The 18,601-nt window shown below is 67.2% G+C and carries 20 protein-coding genes and 2 tRNA genes; 7 read left to right on the top strand and 15 right to left on the bottom strand.

Annotated elements, in window-relative coordinates:
• The first annotated feature begins 62 nt into the window (after nucleotides 1-62).
• Nucleotides 63-1,676: a spermidine synthase gene (locus tag DEQ92_RS07455; RefSeq protein ID WP_050458501.1), complete on the top strand. Its 1,614-nt coding sequence runs from the start codon at nucleotides 63-65 to the stop codon at nucleotides 1,674-1,676.
• Nucleotides 1,677-1,679: 3 nt separating this feature from the next.
• Complete coding sequence (locus tag DEQ92_RS07450) at nucleotides 1,680-1,940, top strand: hypothetical protein (protein WP_004973705.1); 261 nt, start codon at nucleotides 1,680-1,682, stop codon at nucleotides 1,938-1,940.
• A 67-nt stretch (nucleotides 1,941-2,007) separates the two neighbouring features.
• Here the strand turns inward: DEQ92_RS07450 and DEQ92_RS07445 are convergent, their stop codons facing one another.
• From DEQ92_RS07445 to DEQ92_RS07425, 5 genes are all read right to left on the bottom strand, one after another.
• Nucleotides 2,008-2,199 (bottom strand): hypothetical protein, encoded by a 192-nt coding sequence (locus tag DEQ92_RS07445; RefSeq protein WP_004973703.1) that lies wholly within the window; start codon nucleotides 2,197-2,199, stop codon nucleotides 2,008-2,010.
• 166 nt (nucleotides 2,200-2,365) lie between these two features.
• Nucleotides 2,366-2,438 (bottom strand) — tRNA-Pro (locus tag DEQ92_RS07440).
• Nucleotides 2,439-2,487: 49 nt separating this feature from the next.
• Nucleotides 2,488-4,344 (bottom strand): SLC13 family permease, encoded by a 1,857-nt coding sequence (locus tag DEQ92_RS07435; protein ID WP_004973701.1) that lies wholly within the window; start codon nucleotides 4,342-4,344, stop codon nucleotides 2,488-2,490.
• Nucleotides 4,345-4,419: 75 nt separating this feature from the next.
• A complete protein-coding gene (locus tag DEQ92_RS07430) occupies nucleotides 4,420-6,474 on the bottom strand; it encodes a DEAD/DEAH box helicase (RefSeq protein ID WP_004973700.1) in 2,055 nt (684 codons plus the stop codon).
• Nucleotides 6,475-6,592: 118 nt separating this feature from the next.
• Complete coding sequence (locus DEQ92_RS07425; protein WP_050458503.1) at nucleotides 6,593-6,982, bottom strand: cupin domain-containing protein; 390 nt, start codon at nucleotides 6,980-6,982, stop codon at nucleotides 6,593-6,595.
• An 86-nt stretch (nucleotides 6,983-7,068) separates the two neighbouring features.
• On the opposite strand from DEQ92_RS07425, the gene DEQ92_RS07420 reads away from it, so the two are divergent.
• Complete coding sequence (locus DEQ92_RS07420) at nucleotides 7,069-8,241, top strand: M50 family metallopeptidase (RefSeq protein WP_115804430.1); 1,173 nt, start codon at nucleotides 7,069-7,071, stop codon at nucleotides 8,239-8,241.
• Nucleotides 8,242-8,256: 15 nt separating this feature from the next.
• Here the strand turns inward: DEQ92_RS07420 and DEQ92_RS07415 are convergent, their stop codons facing one another.
• The 3 genes from DEQ92_RS07415 to DEQ92_RS07405 all read right to left on the bottom strand — a co-directional run bounded on the left by DEQ92_RS07415 (nucleotide 8,257) and on the right by DEQ92_RS07405 (nucleotide 10,452).
• Nucleotides 8,257-9,039, bottom strand: coding sequence for a molybdopterin-binding protein (locus tag DEQ92_RS07415; protein WP_115804431.1), 783 nt, complete (start codon nucleotides 9,037-9,039; stop codon nucleotides 8,257-8,259).
• Between the two features lie 579 nt (nucleotides 9,040-9,618).
• A tRNA-His gene (locus DEQ92_RS07410) sits at nucleotides 9,619-9,691 on the bottom strand.
• A gap of 107 nt (nucleotides 9,692-9,798) precedes the next feature.
• Nucleotides 9,799-10,452, bottom strand: a complete 654-nt coding sequence (locus DEQ92_RS07405; protein WP_050458504.1) for an NADPH-dependent F420 reductase — start codon at nucleotides 10,450-10,452, stop codon at nucleotides 9,799-9,801.
• 119 nt (nucleotides 10,453-10,571) lie between these two features.
• On the opposite strand from DEQ92_RS07405, the gene DEQ92_RS07400 reads away from it, so the two are divergent.
• Complete coding sequence (locus tag DEQ92_RS07400; RefSeq protein ID WP_004973684.1) at nucleotides 10,572-11,033, top strand: DUF5814 domain-containing protein; 462 nt, start codon at nucleotides 10,572-10,574, stop codon at nucleotides 11,031-11,033.
• A 57-nt stretch (nucleotides 11,034-11,090) separates the two neighbouring features.
• Here the strand turns inward: DEQ92_RS07400 and DEQ92_RS07395 are convergent, their stop codons facing one another.
• From DEQ92_RS07395 to DEQ92_RS07385, 3 genes are all read right to left on the bottom strand, one after another.
• Complete coding sequence (locus DEQ92_RS07395) at nucleotides 11,091-11,504, bottom strand: ribbon-helix-helix protein, CopG family (RefSeq protein WP_004044633.1); 414 nt, start codon at nucleotides 11,502-11,504, stop codon at nucleotides 11,091-11,093.
• 189 nt (nucleotides 11,505-11,693) lie between these two features.
• Nucleotides 11,694-12,284: an RPA family protein gene (locus DEQ92_RS07390; protein ID WP_004973682.1), complete on the bottom strand. Its 591-nt coding sequence runs from the start codon at nucleotides 12,282-12,284 to the stop codon at nucleotides 11,694-11,696.
• The gene (locus DEQ92_RS07385; protein WP_004973680.1) at nucleotides 12,285-13,220 is read right to left on the bottom strand and encodes a replication factor A; all 936 of its coding nucleotides are present in this window, start codon (nucleotides 13,218-13,220) and stop codon (nucleotides 12,285-12,287) included. It lies immediately after the preceding gene.
• A 171-nt stretch (nucleotides 13,221-13,391) separates the two neighbouring features.
• Here DEQ92_RS07385 and DEQ92_RS07380 point away from each other — a divergent pair, with 171 nt between their 5' ends.
• Together DEQ92_RS07380 and DEQ92_RS07375 are read left to right on the top strand one after the other, a co-directional pair.
• Nucleotides 13,392-13,673 carry a hypothetical protein gene (locus tag DEQ92_RS07380; protein WP_004973677.1) on the top strand — a complete coding sequence of 94 codons (282 nt, stop codon included), beginning with the start codon at nucleotides 13,392-13,394 and terminating at the stop codon, nucleotides 13,671-13,673.
• A 90-nt stretch (nucleotides 13,674-13,763) separates the two neighbouring features.
• Complete coding sequence (locus tag DEQ92_RS07375) at nucleotides 13,764-14,768, top strand: mannose-1-phosphate guanylyltransferase (protein ID WP_115804433.1); 1,005 nt, start codon at nucleotides 13,764-13,766, stop codon at nucleotides 14,766-14,768.
• Nucleotides 14,769-14,786: 18 nt separating this feature from the next.
• On the opposite strand, the gene DEQ92_RS07370 is transcribed toward DEQ92_RS07375, so the two are convergent.
• The 3 genes from DEQ92_RS07370 to DEQ92_RS07360 all read right to left on the bottom strand — a co-directional run bounded on the left by DEQ92_RS07370 (nucleotide 14,787) and on the right by DEQ92_RS07360 (nucleotide 16,727).
• Nucleotides 14,787-15,572 carry an SDR family oxidoreductase gene (locus DEQ92_RS07370; protein ID WP_115820617.1) on the bottom strand — a complete coding sequence of 262 codons (786 nt, stop codon included), beginning with the start codon at nucleotides 15,570-15,572 and terminating at the stop codon, nucleotides 14,787-14,789.
• A 104-nt stretch (nucleotides 15,573-15,676) separates the two neighbouring features.
• Nucleotides 15,677-16,171 carry a Tfx family DNA-binding protein gene (locus tag DEQ92_RS07365; RefSeq protein ID WP_004973672.1) on the bottom strand — a complete coding sequence of 165 codons (495 nt, stop codon included), beginning with the start codon at nucleotides 16,169-16,171 and terminating at the stop codon, nucleotides 15,677-15,679.
• Between the two features lie 76 nt (nucleotides 16,172-16,247).
• Complete coding sequence (locus DEQ92_RS07360; RefSeq protein ID WP_115820616.1) at nucleotides 16,248-16,727, bottom strand: TRAM domain-containing protein; 480 nt, start codon at nucleotides 16,725-16,727, stop codon at nucleotides 16,248-16,250.
• 90 nt (nucleotides 16,728-16,817) lie between these two features.
• Between DEQ92_RS07360 and DEQ92_RS07355 the strand changes: the two genes are divergently transcribed.
• Entirely contained in the window at nucleotides 16,818-17,507 is a 690-nt protein-coding gene (locus tag DEQ92_RS07355; RefSeq protein WP_050458507.1) for a hypothetical protein, read from the top strand.
• Nucleotides 17,508-17,552: 45 nt separating this feature from the next.
• Here DEQ92_RS07355 and DEQ92_RS07350 read toward each other — a convergent pair whose 3' ends face one another.
• A complete protein-coding gene (locus DEQ92_RS07350) occupies nucleotides 17,553-18,548 on the bottom strand; it encodes a radical SAM protein (RefSeq protein WP_049904989.1) in 996 nt (331 codons plus the stop codon).
• Nucleotides 18,549-18,601: the final 53 nt, after the last annotated feature.

Genomic DNA, 18,601 nt, shown 5'->3' with positions numbered 1-18,601 from the left:
ACGCGTCGTCCGGCTCGCCGCCGTGCGTGAATTAATACGGCCGCGCCCCTTGGCATACTGACATGGCATCGACCGCCGCCGGCTCGTGGCTCCGGATGACGCGTCCCGAACTCGCCGTGTTCGTCTCCGGGGTCACGAGCATGGGCTTGGAGATTCTCGCCGGTCGGATGGTCGCCCCCGAGTTCGGCAGCAGCATCTACACGTGGGGGAGCATCATCGGCGTCTTCCTCGCGGCGCTGAGTCTCGGCTACCACCGCGGCGGGCAGCGGGCCGCGGAGGCCTCGAACGGCGCGCTCGTCCGCGTCTTCATCGGTACCGCGGCCTACATCGCGGGCGTCATCCTCCTCGGCGACCTGTTCATCCAGTCGACGACGAGCCTCCCCCTCCCGAGCCGATTCGCGTCGCTCCCGGCGATTACGCTCCTGTTCGGGCCGCCGACCTACTTCCTCGGCTTCATCAGCCCTTACGCGGCCGAACTCTCGGGGCGGTCCGACGTGGGCGCGGCGTCGGGCCACGTCTACGCCGTCGGCACCGTCGGAAGCATCATCGGCGCGTTCGCCACCACGTACTTCCTCATCCCTTCTCTGAGCGTCACCAACATCGGGCTCGTCTTCGGACTCGTCTCGGTCGTGACGGCGCTTGCGCTCGCCCGGCCAAACATCGGCCGCGACGAGGCGGTCTGGAGCGTCGGTATCGCCGCCGTCCTCGTCCTCGCGTCGCTGACCGGCGGCATCGGCCTCGACTCCCGCGGCACGACCGTCTACCACACCCAGACCGCCTATCAGGAGCTCCGCGTCGCTGATTCGGGCGGGACGCGGACGCTCTACCTCGACGGCCAGCCCCACAGCGCGATGGACCTCGACGACCCGACGCGGCACGTCTTCGACTACACCTCGTACTTCCACGTCCCCTTCCTCCTCTCGGACGACATCGACCGCGTGTTGTTCGTCGGCGGCGGCGGGTTCACCGGCCCGCGCGTGTTCTTGGAGCAGTACCCGAACGTGACGGTCGACGTGGTCGAACTCGACCCCGAAGTCGTCTCCGTCGCCGAGGAGTACTTCGGCGTCGAGGAGTCGCCGCGGCTCAACGTCCACACGATGGACGGCCGGCAGTACCTCCGGGAGACGAACCGGACGTACGACCTCATCGTCCTCGACGCCTACCGGAAGGACAAGGTCCCGTTCCAGCTGACGACCCGGGAGTTCATGCAGCTCACCGCGGACCGCCTCGACGAGGACGGCGTCCTGTTCGCCAACGTCATCTCCGCGCCGAGCGGCCCGGCTTCGCAGTTCTACCGCGCGGAGTACAAGACGATGCGGTCGGTCTACCCGCGGGTGTACAGCTTCCCCACCGCGGGGAGCGTCGTCGTCCAGAACATCGAGGTCGTGGCGACGAAAGACGAGACGCTCGTGACGGCCGAGGAGCTACAGGCGCGCAACCAGCGCCGCGACATCGGCATAGACCTCGCGGCCGAACTCACGTCCTACCGGAACGACGAACCAACCGGCGACGTGCCGCTTCTCACCGACGACCGCGCGCCCGTCGACAGCCTCTTGGACCCGATGGTCGGCCAGCGCTACGTTGTCCAGCGGACGAACGAGACCGAACAACGCGAGGCCGACAGGAACGCAACCACTCGGAGCGCGGTCACCGGTGCGGCCGTGAGGGCGGCGTAGCCGATGGTTCACGACAGAATCCACGCGAGGGAACCGACCCACGACCGCGACCGCTGGACCGAGGGCGTCGTCGAGTCGGTCGCCGAACGCGACGGTCACTGGGTGGTCCGCGCGCGCCCGGCCGAGAACGGACGCGAGGGAGACGATTCAGTCGAACTGGTCGTCACTCTCGCGGTCCGCGACCTGTTTCTCAGCCGGCTCGACATCGACGCCGGCGAGTCGCCCGTCGGCTGTCGGTTCTGGTACCGAAAGAAGCGGCGGTGACTCCGCGAGCGCGACCGCAAACTCGACCCGACGACCCGAAAACGGGTCGGCCGGGGGTCGATGCCGGTTAGTTCGTCGTTTCGAGGGCTTTTTGATACATACGCGGGCCGGCGACGGCGGCCGTTCCGAGCACCATGAGCGAGGCACCGACGCCGAGGCGCTGTCCCGGGGCGACCGCGGACGCGACCACGCCGGTCACGACCGCGAGACCGGCGAGGAACATGACCCCGCCGAGGACATCGAGCGGCTGGATTGACATCTCTGTCGAGAGATTCCTCGCTCGTCTCAAAAGTCTTCTCGCCGTCGTCCCGCGGTTCTCCGCCCGGATTTGAACCGTGCCGAGACCTCACTCCGTTCGGTCTCGTCGGGTTCAAATCCGAGGGTTGTCACTCTTTGGCTCATCACGTTGTTCTTCGCACAAAGAGTGGGACCGCCCGGATTTGAACCGGGGTCACGGGCACCCAAGGCCCGAAGTATACCAGGCTAACCCACGGTCCCGCACATACGACTCTCCCCGTCGCGGAGTAAAGGGTTTCGTTCCGCCCCGTCAGGTCAGGGGGAAGAAGTACGCGACGCCGAGCGTCGTCACGACCCCGAGAAGCAACTGTAGCGGGCCGCCGACGCGGATGTAGTCCGTGAACTTGTAGCCGCCGGGGCCGTAGACGAACAGGTTCGTCTGGTAGCCGACGGGAGTCATGAAGGCCGTCGACGCCGCGAACATGACCGCGAGGACGAACGAGAACGGGTCGGCTCCGAGGGTCGTCGCGGCCTCGATGGCGACCGGAATCATGAGCACGACGCTCGCGTTGTTCGAGATGACGTTCGTCAGGAGCGCCGTCACGAAGTAGAACACGCCGAGGACCGCGATAAGGGGGAGGTAGTCGCCGGTCATCACGACCAGTTCGGCGAGGAGTTCGGCGGCCCCGGAGTTCTCCATCGCGATGCCGAGCGGGATGACGCCCGCGAGGAGGAAGATGACGTCCCACTGAACGGCGTCGTACAACTCGGTCGGCCGGAGACACTTCGTGGCGACCATGGCGAGCGCGCCGAGGAGCGCGGCGACGACGATGGGGAGAAAGTCGAGCGCGGCGAGCGCGACGACGCCGGCGACGATGCCGACGGCGACCGGAATCTTCGATTCGCGGTAGTCGTGGCGCTCGATCTCCTGGGCGACGATGAAGTTGCGGTTGTTGTCGAGGCGCTCGATGCTCTCGACGGTCGCCTGCACGAGCAGCGTGTCGCCGACGCGGAGCGGGAGGTTGTCCATCCGCCGGCGGATGAGTTCGCCGCCGCGGCGGAGCGCGAGTACGGTCGCGTCGTACCGCTGTCTGAAACTCGCCGAGGCGAGCGACTCGCCGACCAGGGCCGACCCCGGTGCGACGACGACCTCGACGAGGTTCTGGCCGCGGTCGGCGAGTTCGAGCTCGTCTTCGGTGACGGTCGCCGGCACGAGGTCGAGTCCCTCCACGTCGAGCAGTTCGACGAGCGTGTTGCGGTCGGTCCGGAGGGTGAACACGTCGCCCGGTTGAATCTCCTTCGGGCCGAGCGGTTCGAGGAAGACGCTCTCGCCGCGGATGAGTTGGAGGAGGTCCACGTCGAACTCGGTCTCGACGAGCGCCCGCTGGACCTGCTGGCCGACGAGCGGGGAGTCCTCGCGGACGACGACCTCGGTCAGGTACTCCGCCATCTCGAACTCCTCTGTCAGGTCGCGTCGGGGCTCGATTCGCGCCGGCGTGAGCCGCCGGCCGATTGTCATGAGGTAGATGACGCCGACGACCATGACCACCGCGCCGAGCGCGGTGAACTCGAACATCGTGAAGGGCGCTTCGCCCGTGATGCGCGAGTAGACGTCGCTGGCGAGGATGTTGGTCGAGGTCCCGATGAGCGTCAGCATGCCGCCGAACATCGACGCGTACGACAGCGGTAAGAGGAGCTTCGAGGGCGAGGTCCGCCCGCGCTCTGCGAGGTCGGTCACCATCGGCAACAGGATGGCGACCGCGGCGGTGTTGTTGATGAACCCGGAGATGGGGCCGACGACGCCGACGGTAGCACCGAGTTGTCGGAGTTCGCTGTCGCCGGTGAACGTCGATATCTTCGCGCCCAGGAGCTGGATGATGCCGGTCCGCTGGACGCCCTCGCTGAGGATGAACATCGCGAGGACGGTCAGCGTCGCCGTGTTGGCGAACCCCGAGAGGGCGTCGCCGGGGTAGGACTCGAAGAGAACGATGGGCGCGCCGAGCATCCCCGCCGAGGCGAGCGCCTCCGAGGCGGGTTGAATCAGCATCAACGACACCATCACGCCGATTGCCGTCACGTCGACCGGCACGGGTTCGGTCGCGAAAAACGCCAGCGCGACGAGGATGACCGCGAAGACGACGAGGATGTCCGGCGTTATCGCTACCACGCGGTCACCGACGCGGCGGCGGCCAAAAAGCGTGCGGGATTCGGAATATCCGCCCCCGCTGAGGGCGTCCGGACGCTACCGGCCTTCCTCGTCGAGTTCGAGGTCGGCGACGATTTCGTACGGCGACGACCCCTTCCGGATACCGTCGAGGATGGCGAACGCCTCCCTCGGCGAGAGGAACTGCCGCGTCACGGCGAGTCCGAGCGGCGTCGGGTCGAGGCCGTCGATGAAGCCCCACTCAAGGAGCTTTCCCACCGCGTGGGTCGTCGGCACCTCGCCGAGCATCCGGCTGTTGAGCGCCTTCGCCTTCTTGCCGGCGACGACGATGTTCGCCAGCGTCTCTTCGACCGCCGAGGACTGGTCGTACACCGTCCGGACCTCCTCCATCTCGCCTTTGAGGAGCTTGAACGCGACCTCGTCTTCGGTCATCTCCATCGTGTTGTGATAGCTCGCGTCGGGTTCGACGAGCAGGTAGACGACGCCCTTGTCGTGGTAGTCGGGGCGGCCGGCGCGGCCGAGCATCTGGCTGAACTCCTGGACGGAGAGCCACTCGATGCCCATCGCCAGCGTGTCGAAGATGACCTGCGACGCCGGGAAGTCGACCCCGGCGGCGAGCGCGGCGGTCGTCACGACGGCCGCGAGGTCCTGATTGGCGAACTGTCGCTCCACCCGCTTTCGCTGGCCGTAGTCGAGGCCGGCGTGGTACGCCGCGGCGTTGTAGTCCATCTTCCGGGCGATTTCGTGACACCGTCGCCGCGAGTTGGTGAAGATGATGGTCTGACCGCGGTAGCCCTTCGAGGACTTCGAGTCGAACGCCTGCCGCACGAGGCGGTTTTCGATTCGCGGCTTCTCCTGCCCGTCGGCGAAGGTGACGTGGCGCTCGATGGGGACGGGGCGGTCCTCGTACTCGACGAGGTTCGCCCGGAGGTTCTGTGCGAGCCACTTCGGGTTGCCGACGGTCGCAGAGAGGTAAATCCACTGCGCGCCGCCGTAGCTCTCGCGGCGCTTCGCGCGGGCCTCGCAGTAGTGTTTCAGGCGGGCTATCATCCCGTCGAGGCGGTGGCCGCGCTCTTCTTCTTTCAGGGTGTGGACCTCGTCGATGACGACCGTGCCGATGTCGCCGAGGTCCTTGCCCGTCCGGAGCGCGTGGTCGATGCCCTCGTAGGTGCCGACGATGACATCGGCGTTCGGGTCGAATCGGTTGCCGTCGTCGTTGATTCGGCTCGCGCCGACGCGGATGGTCACCTTGCCGAGGTGGCCGTAGCGCTCCTTGAAGTCCTCGTGCTTCTGGTTCGCGAGCGCGACCAGCGGGACGAGAAACAGCATCTTTCCGTCGTCGTTCAGCATCCGGTTGATGCCGGCGAGCTCGCCGACGAGCGTCTTCCCGGTCGCCGTCGCGCTCACGACGAGCTGGTCGTCGCCGTCGAGCAGCCCGTTGTCGATGGCGAGGCTCTGGACGGGAAGCAGGGTGTCGAAGCGCTCGGTCAGCATCGACTTCAGGTTCGGGTGGAGGTCGAGCGTGCTCGTCTCGACCAACTCCACGTCCTCCGTCGTCGCGCTGATGGTGTCGAACTTCGTCAGGTCGGGGTCCAACTCGCCCTGCAGTAAGTTCGTGATGCGGGTCAGGTCGCCCGTCTCGTAGAGCAGTTCCTCCAGGCGCTCTTGGGCGGCCTGCGTGAGCCCGCCCGCGAAGGAGAGTTCGCCCTCCAGTTCTTGGACGGCGCAGTCGCGACAGATGTGCTCGTGTTCGGCCTTGATGGCCGTGTCGTCGGTGATGGGCGAGTACCGGCCGTTGACGGCGCAGCGGCGGCAGGTCCGCACCGTCAGCGCCTCCAACTGGTAGCCGTCGAGCATCTCTTTCAGCTCGTCGCGGCCGTCCTTCGGCGTCTGTTGTGAGATGCGGATGCGGGCGGCCGACCGGGCGAGCTCGACGAACTGACTCGGGTCGCGCGGCGAGTCGTCTCCCTTCCGAGTCACCAGAAAGCGCAGGGGTCGAGGCCCCGCGTTCGTCTCTTTGAGTTCGAGCTTGCCGCGGAGCACCCGCTTTCCGTCCCGGCGGGCGACGACGAGGTAGTCGTCTCCCGTCTGGTGGAGAAAGAGCGTGTCGACGCGGGTGACCTGTTTAGACACGGTGCCTGCTACGGCGACGTGGTATTTCAGCGATTCGCCTGCGAACGCTCAGGCTCGATAGCGACCCGCATGCGGCTTCGTACGCTGGCCGCCGCGGCCGCCGCGTCCCCGGCCACGCTCAGGCGTCGGCGTCGTCGGCGAGTTCGATGGCGTCGTCGCCGTTGGGGACCGCACAGAGGAATGACCCCTCCCCGTCGGACTCGTTTCGGTACCAGTGGACGACGCCGGCGGGAATCAAAAGCGAGTCGCCGGCTTCGACCTCGTACTCCTCGTCGCCGATGCCGACGACGTACCGCCCCGAGAGGACGTACTGCTCGTGTTCGACCTCGTTGGTGTGTTTCGGCACCGTCGCGCCGGGGTCGAGGACGAACCGCCGGATGGCGAAGTTCGGCGCGCCGTCGGCCTCGGAGACGAGGACGCCTTTCGACATCCCGTCGGCCGCGCCGACCCGCTCGTACTCGATGTCCGCGCTCCGCTTGACCACCGGCTCCGGTCGGGAATCGCTCATATCTCCCCGTCGATTGCCCGCCCGCGTAAGCATTTCCCCGTCTCTTCGCCCTGACTGCTTAAGGCCCCTCCGGGGTTACTACGGGTATGCGAGGAATCCGCATCGGTAGCGCCTTCGGCATCCCGATAAAGTTGGACCTCACGTTCCTCATCGTTCTCCCGCTTTTCGCGTGGCTCATCGGCTCGGACGTGACGAATCTCGCGCTCGTGGTCAACGACCTCTTCGGCGCGAACATCGACGGCGCGGCCATCTCCGCGGGGTCGATGCAGTGGATACTCGGAAGCGCGGCCGCCATCGGGCTGTTCGCCGGCGTCCTGCTGCACGAGTTCGGCCACTCGCTCGTCGCCATGCGCTACGGCTACGAAATCGAGTCCATCACGCTCTGGCTCTTCGGCGGCGTCGCCCGGTTCAAGGAGATTCCCGAGGACTGGAAACAGGAGTTCACCATCGCCGTCGCCGGCCCGCTCGTCTCGGTCGCCATCGGCGTCGTCTCCTACGCCGGCTTCGTCTTGCTCCCCGATTCGCAGGCTCCCGCGCAGTTCGTCCTCGGCTACCTCGCGCTGGTGAACGTCTCGCTCGCCGTGTTCAACATGCTCCCCGGCTTCCCGATGGACGGCGGCCGCGTCCTCCGGGCGCTTCTCGCGCGCAACCGCCCGCACGCGAAAGCGACGCAGATGGCCGCCGAGGTCGGCAAGGTGTTCGCGTTCCTGCTCGGCCTGTTCGGCCTCTTTTTCAACCTGTTTCTCGTCGCGCTCGCCTTCTTCATCTACATGGGGGCGTCCGGCGAGGCCCAACAGACCGTCCTCAAGGCGACGTTCCAGGACGTGGTCGTCCGCGACATCATGACCGGCCGCGAGAACCTCGACGTGGTCGACGAGCGGACCTCAGTCGCGGAACTCCTCGAACGCATGTTCGTCGAGCGCCACACGGGCTACCCGGTCCTCAGAAACGGCAACCTCGTCGGCATGGTCACCCTCGACGACGCCCGCGGCGTCAAGGAGGTCGAACGCGACGCCTTCCGCGTCGACGACATCATGAGCGACGAACTGGCGACCATCTCCCCCGACGCCGACGCGATGGACGCCATCGCGCTCATGCAGGAACGCGGCGTGGGTCGTCTCCCGGTCGTCGACGAGACGGGTGACCTCGTCGGCCTCGTCTCCCGTTCGGACCTCGTCACCGCCTTCAACATCATCCGCAGCCGCGGGTCGCTCGACGCCATGCCCCGGTCCGACGCTGGACTCGCCCAACTCCGCTGATTCGCCGACCGGCTCTCAGTTCTCGGGAGCGTCGCTCCCCGTTCTCTCCTCGCGCGCCGCCGTCACAGCCGCCTCGCTGTCGTAGAGGTCGACCGTCGCGTTCGCCCGGAACCACGCCACCGCCTCGTCGAGCACCGCCGAGTCGCCGCCGGTGAGTTTGATTCGGGTCGGCCCGCCGCTGTTTGGGTAGCTCCCGACCCCCACACCGAATCGCTCGGCGACCATCCCGAGTTCGCGGGCGACGGCACCCTCCGGTGCGTCGGCGTAGCACTCCCGCGACTCCACGTCGCCCGCGAACCGCTCGGCGATGCCCTCGAACATCGGCTTCATCTCCGAGGGGATGCCCGGCAGGACGTAGACGTTTCCCGCCCGACAGCCGGGTGCGAGGCCCTCCTCGTTCGGGAGCACCTCGGCGTCGGCGGGCATCGACGCGTACCACTCCGGTTCGAGGTCGAAGTCGATGTCCGGCCGGCGTTCGAGAATCGCCGCGATGGTCGCTTCGACCTGCGTTTCGGCCTCGTCGTTGACGACGAACGCCCGGTCGAGGCCGGCCGCGACGGCTTCCATCGTGATGTCGTCCGGCGTCCCGCCGAGGCCGCCGGTTACGAGGACCGCGTCGAAGGCGGCCGCCCAGTCGGCGACCGTCTCGGCGATGACCCCGTGGTCGTCGGGGACCGTCTGAATCCGCGCCACCGTCGCCCCGCCCTCGGTGAGTCGCCGGGCCAACCACGTCGCGTTCGTGTTCTCGATGTCCCCCGCGAGCAGTTCGTTGCCGACGGTGAGGATGGCGACCTGCATGGCCGGGTCGTAGGACGCCCGATAGAAAGACGTGCTCGTTTCCGGCGTTCCCTTCGGGTTGTCGGCGACGGCCGCGCTATCGACGGTTCGGGGCGGCTCGCGCTCGGTAGTTCGAGCGCGGAAAAGCGAGGTGGACCGGCGGCGACCTGCGGAACCGACCGGTCAGCCCGTCGGTACCGTTGGGCCGACGGGCGCTTCGTTGTCCTCCGGGTCGCCGCGGTTGAGTATCGCGTCGCGGATGCGGTCGAACACCGAGTTGTCCGCGCGGAGTTGGGTTCTCATCCCACGTGGTATGTTTGTTCATGACACACTTGGGTCTGGTGGGTGGTTCTGCGGACTCGTACACGCGACGCGGCGCTCACCGGTCGAAATGTAGAGAAGCGGTCCCGGTGCGAGAATTGAACGTCGTGAGGTTCCACCTCACGTACTCACGCTCGTTTCCACTCGCGTGAACCCCGGTCGCTCCCTTCAGTCGCTCCCCGGTTCAATTCTCTCGGTCCGACTTCGTACATTCTCGGTTGGTTCTCGCGGTGCTCACTAGCGTGAGCACACGCTCGAAAGAGTGAGAATGTGAAGAAGGTCCAGGTGCGAGAATTGAACCCGCGTCTCAGCCTCCACAAGGCTGAAGGATAGTCCACTACCCCAACCCGGACACGCTGCAATCATTCCTAATCCGCTACGACTAAAATACGTTACGCTACGGTCCCGGAATGACAGTACGTGACAGAGGTCGGGCCACCGCCCCCGCGACCCCGCCGACTACTGCACGACGCCGAACGCGTGCGACCACGTGTCTCTGTTTTCGCCCACGCGAACCCACAGGGGGACGAGCGCCTCCAGATATCGGGCGGACTCGATGCCGCCGGCGTCCTCGACGCCGGGCCAGCCGAGTTCGGTGAGTATCTCCTCGGCCCGAGCCTTGGCGTCGGCGTCGTCGCCGCAGACGAACATCGGCGGCGTCTCCGCCTCGAACTCCGGGTCGACCATCTGGTGGTGTGAGACCGTGTTGAAGCATTTCACGACCGATGCGTCGGGGAGCATCGCCTGCACTCGCTCGCCGAGGGAGTCCGTACCGCCGAACAGGAGCCGGGGTTCGCCGCCAGTGAAGTCGAGCGGGTTCGTGGCGTCGAGGACGAGTTTCCCCGCGAAGTTCGTCACTCCGGCGAGGTCGAGCGCCTCTTTCGCGACGTCGCCGCGGACCGCGAGCACCACCACGTCGCCGTGGGTCGCGGCCTCGGCGAAGCTGCCGACGTCCATGTCGTCGTCGGTTCCGGCGGTTTCGTCGGTCCACGCGCGCAGTTTGTCCGGGCTCCGAGTCCCGACCTTCACGTCCCAGCCGTGGCGGGCGAATCCCCGCCCGAGGGCTTTCGCCACGTCGCCGCTCCCGATGATTCCGATGCGTCTCGTCTCCATTCGTCCCTAGTGGCGCGCCGCGAGCAAGTACGTTCGCGGCCCGAGACGGCCGAACGCGGCTGGGGCTTCGCACGGGAGCGGGACGCTTTTGCCGCGGAGGCCCGAAGCTGCGGGTAGCAGTGGCTATCACGGACAAGATCTACCTCAAAAATCACCGCCAAATCGTCTCGCAACTGGATACGAACATCCCCAAGCGCGTCTTCAGCGGTGCGACCCTCGAAATCCTCTACTCCGGCGAGGGGCTCACCAAGGTGGACGACGCCACCCGCGACCGCCTGCTCGACTTCGCGCAGGACTTCCTCGACTGCGAAAATTCGGACGACATCTACACCGGCTACCCCGAACGCCAGTTCATCGAGTACCTGCTCGAACTCCGCGCGCAGGGGCTCGGCCCCGACGCCATCGTGGACGTGATGAGCGACGACTACATGGTGTACGCCTACCCCGGCGACGTGCTTTCGTTCCTCGACGACGCGGTCCGGACGCTCGAATCGGTCGAGGCGCTCGCGGACGTGGAAGGAGACAGAGAAATGCAGGACGACGCGCGACGGGCGAAGCAGGACCTCGTCGGTCCTCGCTGAATCGGACCCGCTACCGCGAATCGATAACGGCGTAGAGAGCGCCGGCGGTCGGTCGGCTTAGCCGAGGCGGAACGACGGCTCGTCGCCCGTGTCGAGGTCCTCCAGTTGGATGACCTCTTCGACGTCGTCGTGGTCGTTTTCGACCTGCTCGCGCAGGTAGTTCACGTAGCCCTTGTGCTCTTCGAGCTGCTCGCGGAGGTGTTCGGCCTCCAGTTCGAGGCGCTCGTGCTCGCGGATGAAGCTCTTGGGAACCTCGACGGTCGGGGGGAACGACTCGTCTTCGCCCTCGCGCAGTTTCTCGAGTTCGTGTTTGGGGACGACCTGCACCTGACCGTCGTGGGCAACTAACGTGTCCACGTAGTCGCGGAAGACGGCGGACAGGGAGATGTCCCGCTCCTCGGCTATCTCCCGAAGGGTCTCGAACGCGTCTTCGTTGACGCGAAACGAGATGGTCTTGTTCTTGTTGCCCATGATATTCGTCGGTCCGTGGTGAGGCCACTTAATGGTTCGTCAGACGAGGGGTCTCGGGCGTCGTGATTCGTCGCAAAAAGGGGCGTGTGACGGTGGAAATCGGCCGTCAGTCGGCGTTTGATACGTTCGGTGGTCGGCGACCGGTGCGCGTCTCGTTGACGCGCCGGGTCGCGCGGGCGGGGCGTTCGCTTACGCGCTCAGCTCGTCGGCCTGTTCGAGGCTTTCGAGCGCGGCGATGGCGGCGCGCTTGTACTCCTCGGGGTCGAGGTCGTAGTGCTCGCGGGCCATCCGCGCGTACTCGTTGCCCTCGTCGTCGAACGCCGCGATGCGGTCGAGCGTCTTGTCGGCGGTCTCCGTCACCCAGCGGTCGCGCGTGGCCGCGTCGACCTCGGTGATGGACTCGGGGCGGACGGAGACGTTGATGCTGCCGTCGTCGGTCTCGTACGTCCGCGGCTTGCCGACGACCGCGACGTAGGCGGGCGCGTCGAGGTCGCGCAGCGCGCTGGCGGCCTCGGGCTGGTACTGGCCGGCGTAGACGAAGAATGTCCCCGTCGGGTCGACGATGCGACCCCGCCAGTACTCGTTGTCCTCGCCGACGTCTTCCTTCTCGGTCAGCGTGCCGACGAGGAAGACGCGGTTCGCGCTCTCTCCCGTCGGGAGCAGCAGGTAGACGGGCGCGCGCTCGTCGTCGGACTCCTTGAACGTGTAACCGGCGTCGTTGAACTCCTGTGCGAAGACGCGCCGGGCGACCTCTCGGGTGGGGATTTCGTTGGAACTCATTTACATCGACCTCGCTTTGATGAGCAGTTCTTCTGCGTCCGCCGGCTCGCTCAGCCGCTCGACTTCGTTGGCGAGCACGTACCGGCCCAGCGTCGGGCCGGTGACGCGGTAGTAGAACCCCACGAGGTCACCGCGCATCTCCTCTTCGACGATGGTGGTGTCGAGGGCGTCCATGGCCATCTGCTTCGCCTCGTCCAGTTCGATACCGGTCAGCTCCTCCGTCATCTCGCGGTTGAAGATGACTTCGTGGACCTCGTCGCCGTCGTCGACGACGGCCTTGATGCGGAGGTCGAACTCGCCTTCGACGCTGCCGTGTTCCGAACAGCGCCCGTTCTGGAGGACGCGCGTGCAGCCCTCCTCGGGACAGCGCTTGATGAGGCCGCTCCCGGACTGGATGTCCACGAGCGCGCCCTCGACGCTGGTCGAGTCGTCGCCGACTTCGATCTCCTCGTCGAGTTCGGTGATGCTCGTCGTCCGGTTGAGCTTCACGGAGAAGTTGCCCTGGTACTCGTCGGTGACGACGTTGCCGAGCGCGTACGACTTCCCCTCTTCGAGTTCGGGGAGTTCGGACGTGGTGAACGAGACGAACTTCATCCGCCCGGAGTCGTCGCCGAGCAGGCCGACCTGCGCGATGGACTCGCTCCGGGGTTCCCAGAGTTCGACGACCTTCGCGCGCACGTCGACCCACTGCTCGTCTTCGTCGATGTCGTTGAGCAGGGTCTGTTCGTTTCCGCCGGAGCCGCCGGCGAGCTCGTCGCGCTCGATACCGGCCTCGTCGAGGTAACTGTTGACGACGCTCCGCCGCGCTTCGTCGACGGGGACGCGGTACTCGGTGACGAGACTCTCTAATCGTTCTTCGACTTCGTCCGCGGACACGTCTAGGTGGTCCGAGAACTGGTCGGCTATCTCAGCCGCATGGGTTCGCAAATCAGTCATGGTCTACCTCGCCTCCACCTTGGTTTCCATTGGGAGGCATACTGACCTTGGATGCGTACTCATATAAAAAGTTGCAAACGGCGCAGTGAAAGTGAACGTCGCGGCCGAGAGCGCGCCAGAACCGCCGCACCGAGCGAGGAATTGATAGCCTCGGGGCACGCACTCGACACCATGGACGACCGCCTCGAAAGCATCATCCGCAGCGCCGCCCGCACCGCCGGCAAGCGCTACGAGGAGGCCAAACGCGCCTATCGAGACGGTCGGGACTCGTCTCCGACGCACTCCCTCCCGCGGGACGCCGAGGGTCGCGCGAAAATCGTCTGCCGCCGCCACGCCGAGCGCCGCGCCGTCGCCGTCGACGCGAAGGGCCGTCCCGCCTGCTTCGACCCCGACCACCCCGACTGTCAGGGCTGTGTCGAGGACATCCGCGAGGGGATGGTCGAGACGTGGTAGGCGAGATGAGTAGTGACATGGTCGGCGACATCGGTAGCGACGCGGTTGGAGACGTGGTACGGTTTTGAGGCTGTAGCGCCACCCTCCGACATGGACCGACCACTCGTCGCGCTCGTCCTCGCCGGCGGCACCGGCACCCGCCTGTACCCCGCGAGCCGGAGCGACCGGCCCAAACAGTTCCTCCCGCTCGGCGGCGACCGCTCCCTCCTCGCCGAGACCGTCGCCCGCGCCGACTTCGCCGACCACGTCGTCGTCTCGACGCGGCCCGCGTTCGCGGACGACATCGCCGACCACGCGCCCGACGCCGAGGTCGTGGTCGAACCCGCGGCCAAGGACACCGGCCCGGCGCTCGTCTACGCGACCCACCGAATCGCCGAGTTGTACGACGACCCGGTCGTCGTCGTCCTCCCGAGCGACCACCACGTCGGCGACGGCTTCGCCGAGGCGATGACCCGCGGCGCGCGCGTCGCCGCCGACACCGGCGCGCTCGTCGCCTTCGGCGTCGACCCGACCCGTCCGGACACCGGCTACGGCTACATCGAACCCGGCGCGGACCGCGGCGGCTACCGCGACCTCGCCGCGTTCCACGAGAAACCGGACGCCGAGACGGCCGCCCGCTACGTCGACGAGGGCTACCTCTGGAACGCCGGGATGTTCGCGTGGACGCCCGAGGCGCTGTTTTCGGCCGTCCGCGACTCGCCGCTCGCGCCCCTCCTCGACGCCCTCGACGACGGGGAGACAGACGCCGGCTTCGAAGCGGTCGAGGGCGTCAGCATCGACTACGCGGTGATGGAGCGCGCCGCGGACGCGGCGGTCGTGCCGGTCCACTTCGAGTGGGACGACCTCGGTTCGTGGGACGCCCTCGAACGCATCGTCGACGCCGACGAGGACGGCAACGTCGCGCTCGGCGACGACCCGGTGTTCGTCGACGCCGCGGACAACGTCGTCGCCACCGACGGCGCGAACGTCTCGCTCGTCGGCGTCTCCGACCTCGCGGTCGTCGCGTGGGGCGACCGCGTGCTCGTCGTGCCGAAAGAAGACGCGCAGAAAGTGCGCGATGCGGTCTCTATCCTCCGCGACCGCGACGCGTTCTGAGACGGGTCGAGCGCCGCGTCAGGCGCTCCGCAGTCGTCCGCCGTCGACCGGGACACAGGCCCCAGTGACGAAGCTCGCGCGGTCGCTGGCGAGGAACGCGACCACGTCGCCGAGTTCGCGCGGGTCGCCGACGCGACCCAGCGGAATCCCGTCGGACCACGAGTCGAGGCCCTCCTCGTAGGTCTCGTGGTCGCCGCGCTCGACGGCCGCCTCGACCAGTTCCTCGATGCGACTCGTCTCGTGTGCGCCCGGCAGCACCGCGTTCACCCGCACGCCCGGCGCGAGTTCGCGCGACAGCGACTTCACGAGGCCGATGACGCCGCGGCGGACCGCGTTCGAGAGGATGAGGTCGTCGATGACCTCCCTGACAGAGGTGGAGGTGATGCAGGTCACCGTCCCCGCGTCGCTCGCTTCGAGGTGCGGCCGCGCCGCCCGCACGGTCCAGACAGCGCTCATGACGAGCATGTCGAACGCGCCGTACCACTCCTGTTCGGTCAGGTCGGCGAACCCGCCCGGCGGCACGCCCCCGGCCGAGGTGACGACGTGGTCGACGCCGCCGAACTCCTCGACGGCCGCCTCGACCAGCGCTTCGACGTCTCCTTTGCTCGTGATGTCGGTCTCGACGCCGAGCACGTCGCCGTCGAGGTCGCTCAGGTCCGATTCGGTCGCCGCGAGGCGCTCGGGGTCGCGCCCGCAGACGACGACGTTCGCTCCTTCGTCGGCCAGCGCCGCGGCGCTCGCGCGCCCGAGGCCGGCCGAACTCGCCGTGACGACGACCGTGTCGCCGTCGAGTCCGAGTTCCATGCGCGGGCCGACGAGCGCCGCGAGCAAAAGCGTGGGCCTCGCGGCACGACGTGGGGTGAACCGAGGACGCCGGCGGTGAGAGCGATTCCAGCGCGGGCGCGCGGTCAGACCCCGTCGGCGTGCCGGCGGACCCGGACGCGCCCGTCGCTCGTGACGCCGACGAAGAGCTGTTCTTTGATTTCTCGCCCCTCCACGGCGTCGCCGGCCGCGTCGGAGACGATTTTCATCAGGTCCGGCGCGGTCTGGTTCACTTTCACGCCCGCCTCGTCGCAGGCGTCGTACACCTGCTTGGGCACGTCGTAGAGGTCGCTTCCGGCGGGGACCTCGACGCGGACCGGCGCGGTGAGCGCGTCGACGAACGTCACCGTCTCGCGGGCCTTCTCGACGTTGGCGCGGGCGCTGGCTTCGATGCTGGAGACGTTCGCCCGCGAGGTGCCGAGGAAGTCGGCGATGGTCGACTGGCGGACGTCCCGCTCGCGCAGCGCGAGCACCTCTGCCTGCCTCCGGGTGAGGACGCTCGTCTCCGGGTCGAACCCGGCTCTATCGAGGAGTTCGTCTACGTCGGGGACCGTCTCGTCGTCGCGTCCGGCGTCGCTCATACCACGGGGTAGGTCTCGGGGGTGAAAAAAGATACAGCAGGCTGACTGTCCACGGGACGTCGCCGACGAGTCGGCGTTATTCGCCCCAGAAGTTGTCTCGGCTCCCGAGCGCCTCGGGGCGCTTCGGGCCGTCGCGACCGCTCGATTTGGATTTGGATTCGGTGTCGGCTCCGGTCGCCTCGCCCGTCTCGCCCGCCTCGCTGTCTTCGGCTTCGGGGTCCAGCGGCAGGCGCTCGACGATTTTCTTCGCGCGGGCGTGGCTCCCCTTCACCCGGTCGATGCGGACGACGGCGCGCGCATCCGGCAGCAGTCCGTCGACGAAGACGATGAAACCGTCTTCGGTCCGACCGACTCCCGCACCGCTCTCGTGGATGTCTTCGACGGTGACGATGACCTCCTCGCCCGGCTTGACGGGCTGCTGTTTGAGCTCGTAGATGGGGCGCTCGTAGTGGTCGCACCACTCCGCGCCGCCGCGGTCGCCGTAGTACTGGCACCCCATGCCCGCGATTCGTTCTGAGAAGCTCGGGCAGTCGTCCGCGAGTGGACAGTCGGACATGCGGGGAGGTACACTAGGGGCACTCTAAACGCTTGCGGGTAGCCCGCCGCCCGCCGAAACGCTTTCTGTCGCTCGCCCGAACCCCGCGGTATGGCAGAACGCGTCCCCGAGTTCGCACTCCTCATCGGCGTCTTCCTCGGCCTGTCCGCGACCGTCTCCGCGGCGGTCCTCTCGGGGACGCTGTTTCGCCCGCTCCTCTTCGGTGCCGTCGTCTGTTATCCCTTCGCCGCCTTCGGCGTCCTCCGGTCTGACGACCCCTCCGAGGCGCTCCCTCCGCGGGTCGTCCTCGGCCTCGGCGCGGCCATCGGGCTGTTGACCGCGACGACCGCCGTCCTCGAACGCGCCACGGTCGAACCGCTCGATGGCGTGTTCGCCGCGGTGGTGGTCACGCTTCCGCCCGTCGCCTACGCGGTTCGGTTCGGCGCGGACGTGAACCCCCTGTCTCCGGTCCAGTCGCTCGTCTGTTGTGCGGTCGTCGGCGCGGCGTTCCTCGCGCTCGCGCCCCGCCTCGGAACGGTGAGCGCGCTCCTCGGGTTCGTCCTCGGGCTTTCGGGGGCGCTCTACGCCGACGCCCGCGGGTTCCGCCCGACGCACCGTCAACAGCGCGTCGGTATCGCCGCGGGCGCGCTCGTCGGCGTCTCGGTCGCGGGTGCCGGCGTCGCGATGCGGCTTCCGCTCGGTCCGACGACGGCCGCGGCCGCGGCGCTCGCGCTCACGCCGAGTCTGTTCGTCGCGCTCACGAGAACTCGGGCGCGGCGGCACCACCGCTTCCGGTCGTGACGCTCGCACTCACTCCGCAAAAATCTGGACCAAAAACGTCCGAATTCAGGCCAGTGGCGTCCGCTCGACGACCGTGCCGTCGTAGGTCGGGTACTGCTCGACGATTTCGCCGTCGTCCACGTCGCCGTCTTCTATCATCTCTTCGAGGAGCCACCACGCGACCTCGACGTGGTTCGACTTGATGCTGTAGAACTCGTCGGGGACGCCGAGTTCGATGAAGCGCTCGGCGGGCGTGTAGGTCTTGCCGTAGACGAGCGTGCCGTCGTCCGTCACTTCGTCGAACGGCCGGCGGAGGTTGCGGGCCATGCGCTTCAGGCGGTTTCGGTGCTGGGCGGCGTCCTTGAACACGGAGGTACAGAAGTAGACGCGCTCGTGGTCGCCCATCTCGTCGAGGATGGCCTCCTTCGAGCCGTCGACCGCCGACATGTGACCGTCCTGCAGTTCGTAGCCCTTCTCCTGCATCCGGCGGTAGTTACCGTCGGACATCTCGAACTCGTTGATGTTGCAGAACTCGGCGGCCCCCTCGTCGAGGAAGTCGAGGAACTCCCGTTCCGCGCGGATGCCCGGAATCTCGAACGCCGGGGTGAGGCCCTCCTCGCGGGCGATGTAGAGGATGTCCTCCCACTCGGTGCCGTGCATGTCGCCCCAGAGTTCGAGCGGCGGGTGGAAGCGAATCTCGTCGAGGCCGGCCTCGGCGAGGCGGCGCATGTTCTCGCGACCGCCCGTGATACCCGTATAGAGGTGGATGTGGTGGTCCTCGCCGAACTCGTCTTTGAGAAGCGAGATGTAGCGGCAGGTCTTGTCGAGCGCCTCCTGTGGCTCGCCGCCGGTGATGGACGAGCCGAGCGCGTCCATGCGTTTCGCCTCTTCGATGACGTCCGCGTCGGACTCGACTTTCCGTTCGTTGGCGTACACGTCGGTGACGTTCTTGCGATTCTCGCCGAGCGGGCAGTAGAAACAATCGCGCTGGTCGCAGTACCCGTAGACGAACAGCACCATCTTGCCGCCCATGGCGCACTGTTCGCATCCCTTCGAGATCATTCGATTACGGAACCGTACTTGGCGCATCGTCAAAAGGCGTCCGACTTTGCCCG

Origin of the sequence: Haloferax sp. Atlit-6N (assembly GCF_003383195.1) — an archaeon.
GTDB lineage: Archaea > Halobacteriota > Halobacteria > Halobacteriales > Haloferacaceae > Haloferax > Haloferax gibbonsii.
Note: the sequence above shows the minus strand (reverse complement) of the source record. Positions and strands in the feature narration are given on the sequence as shown.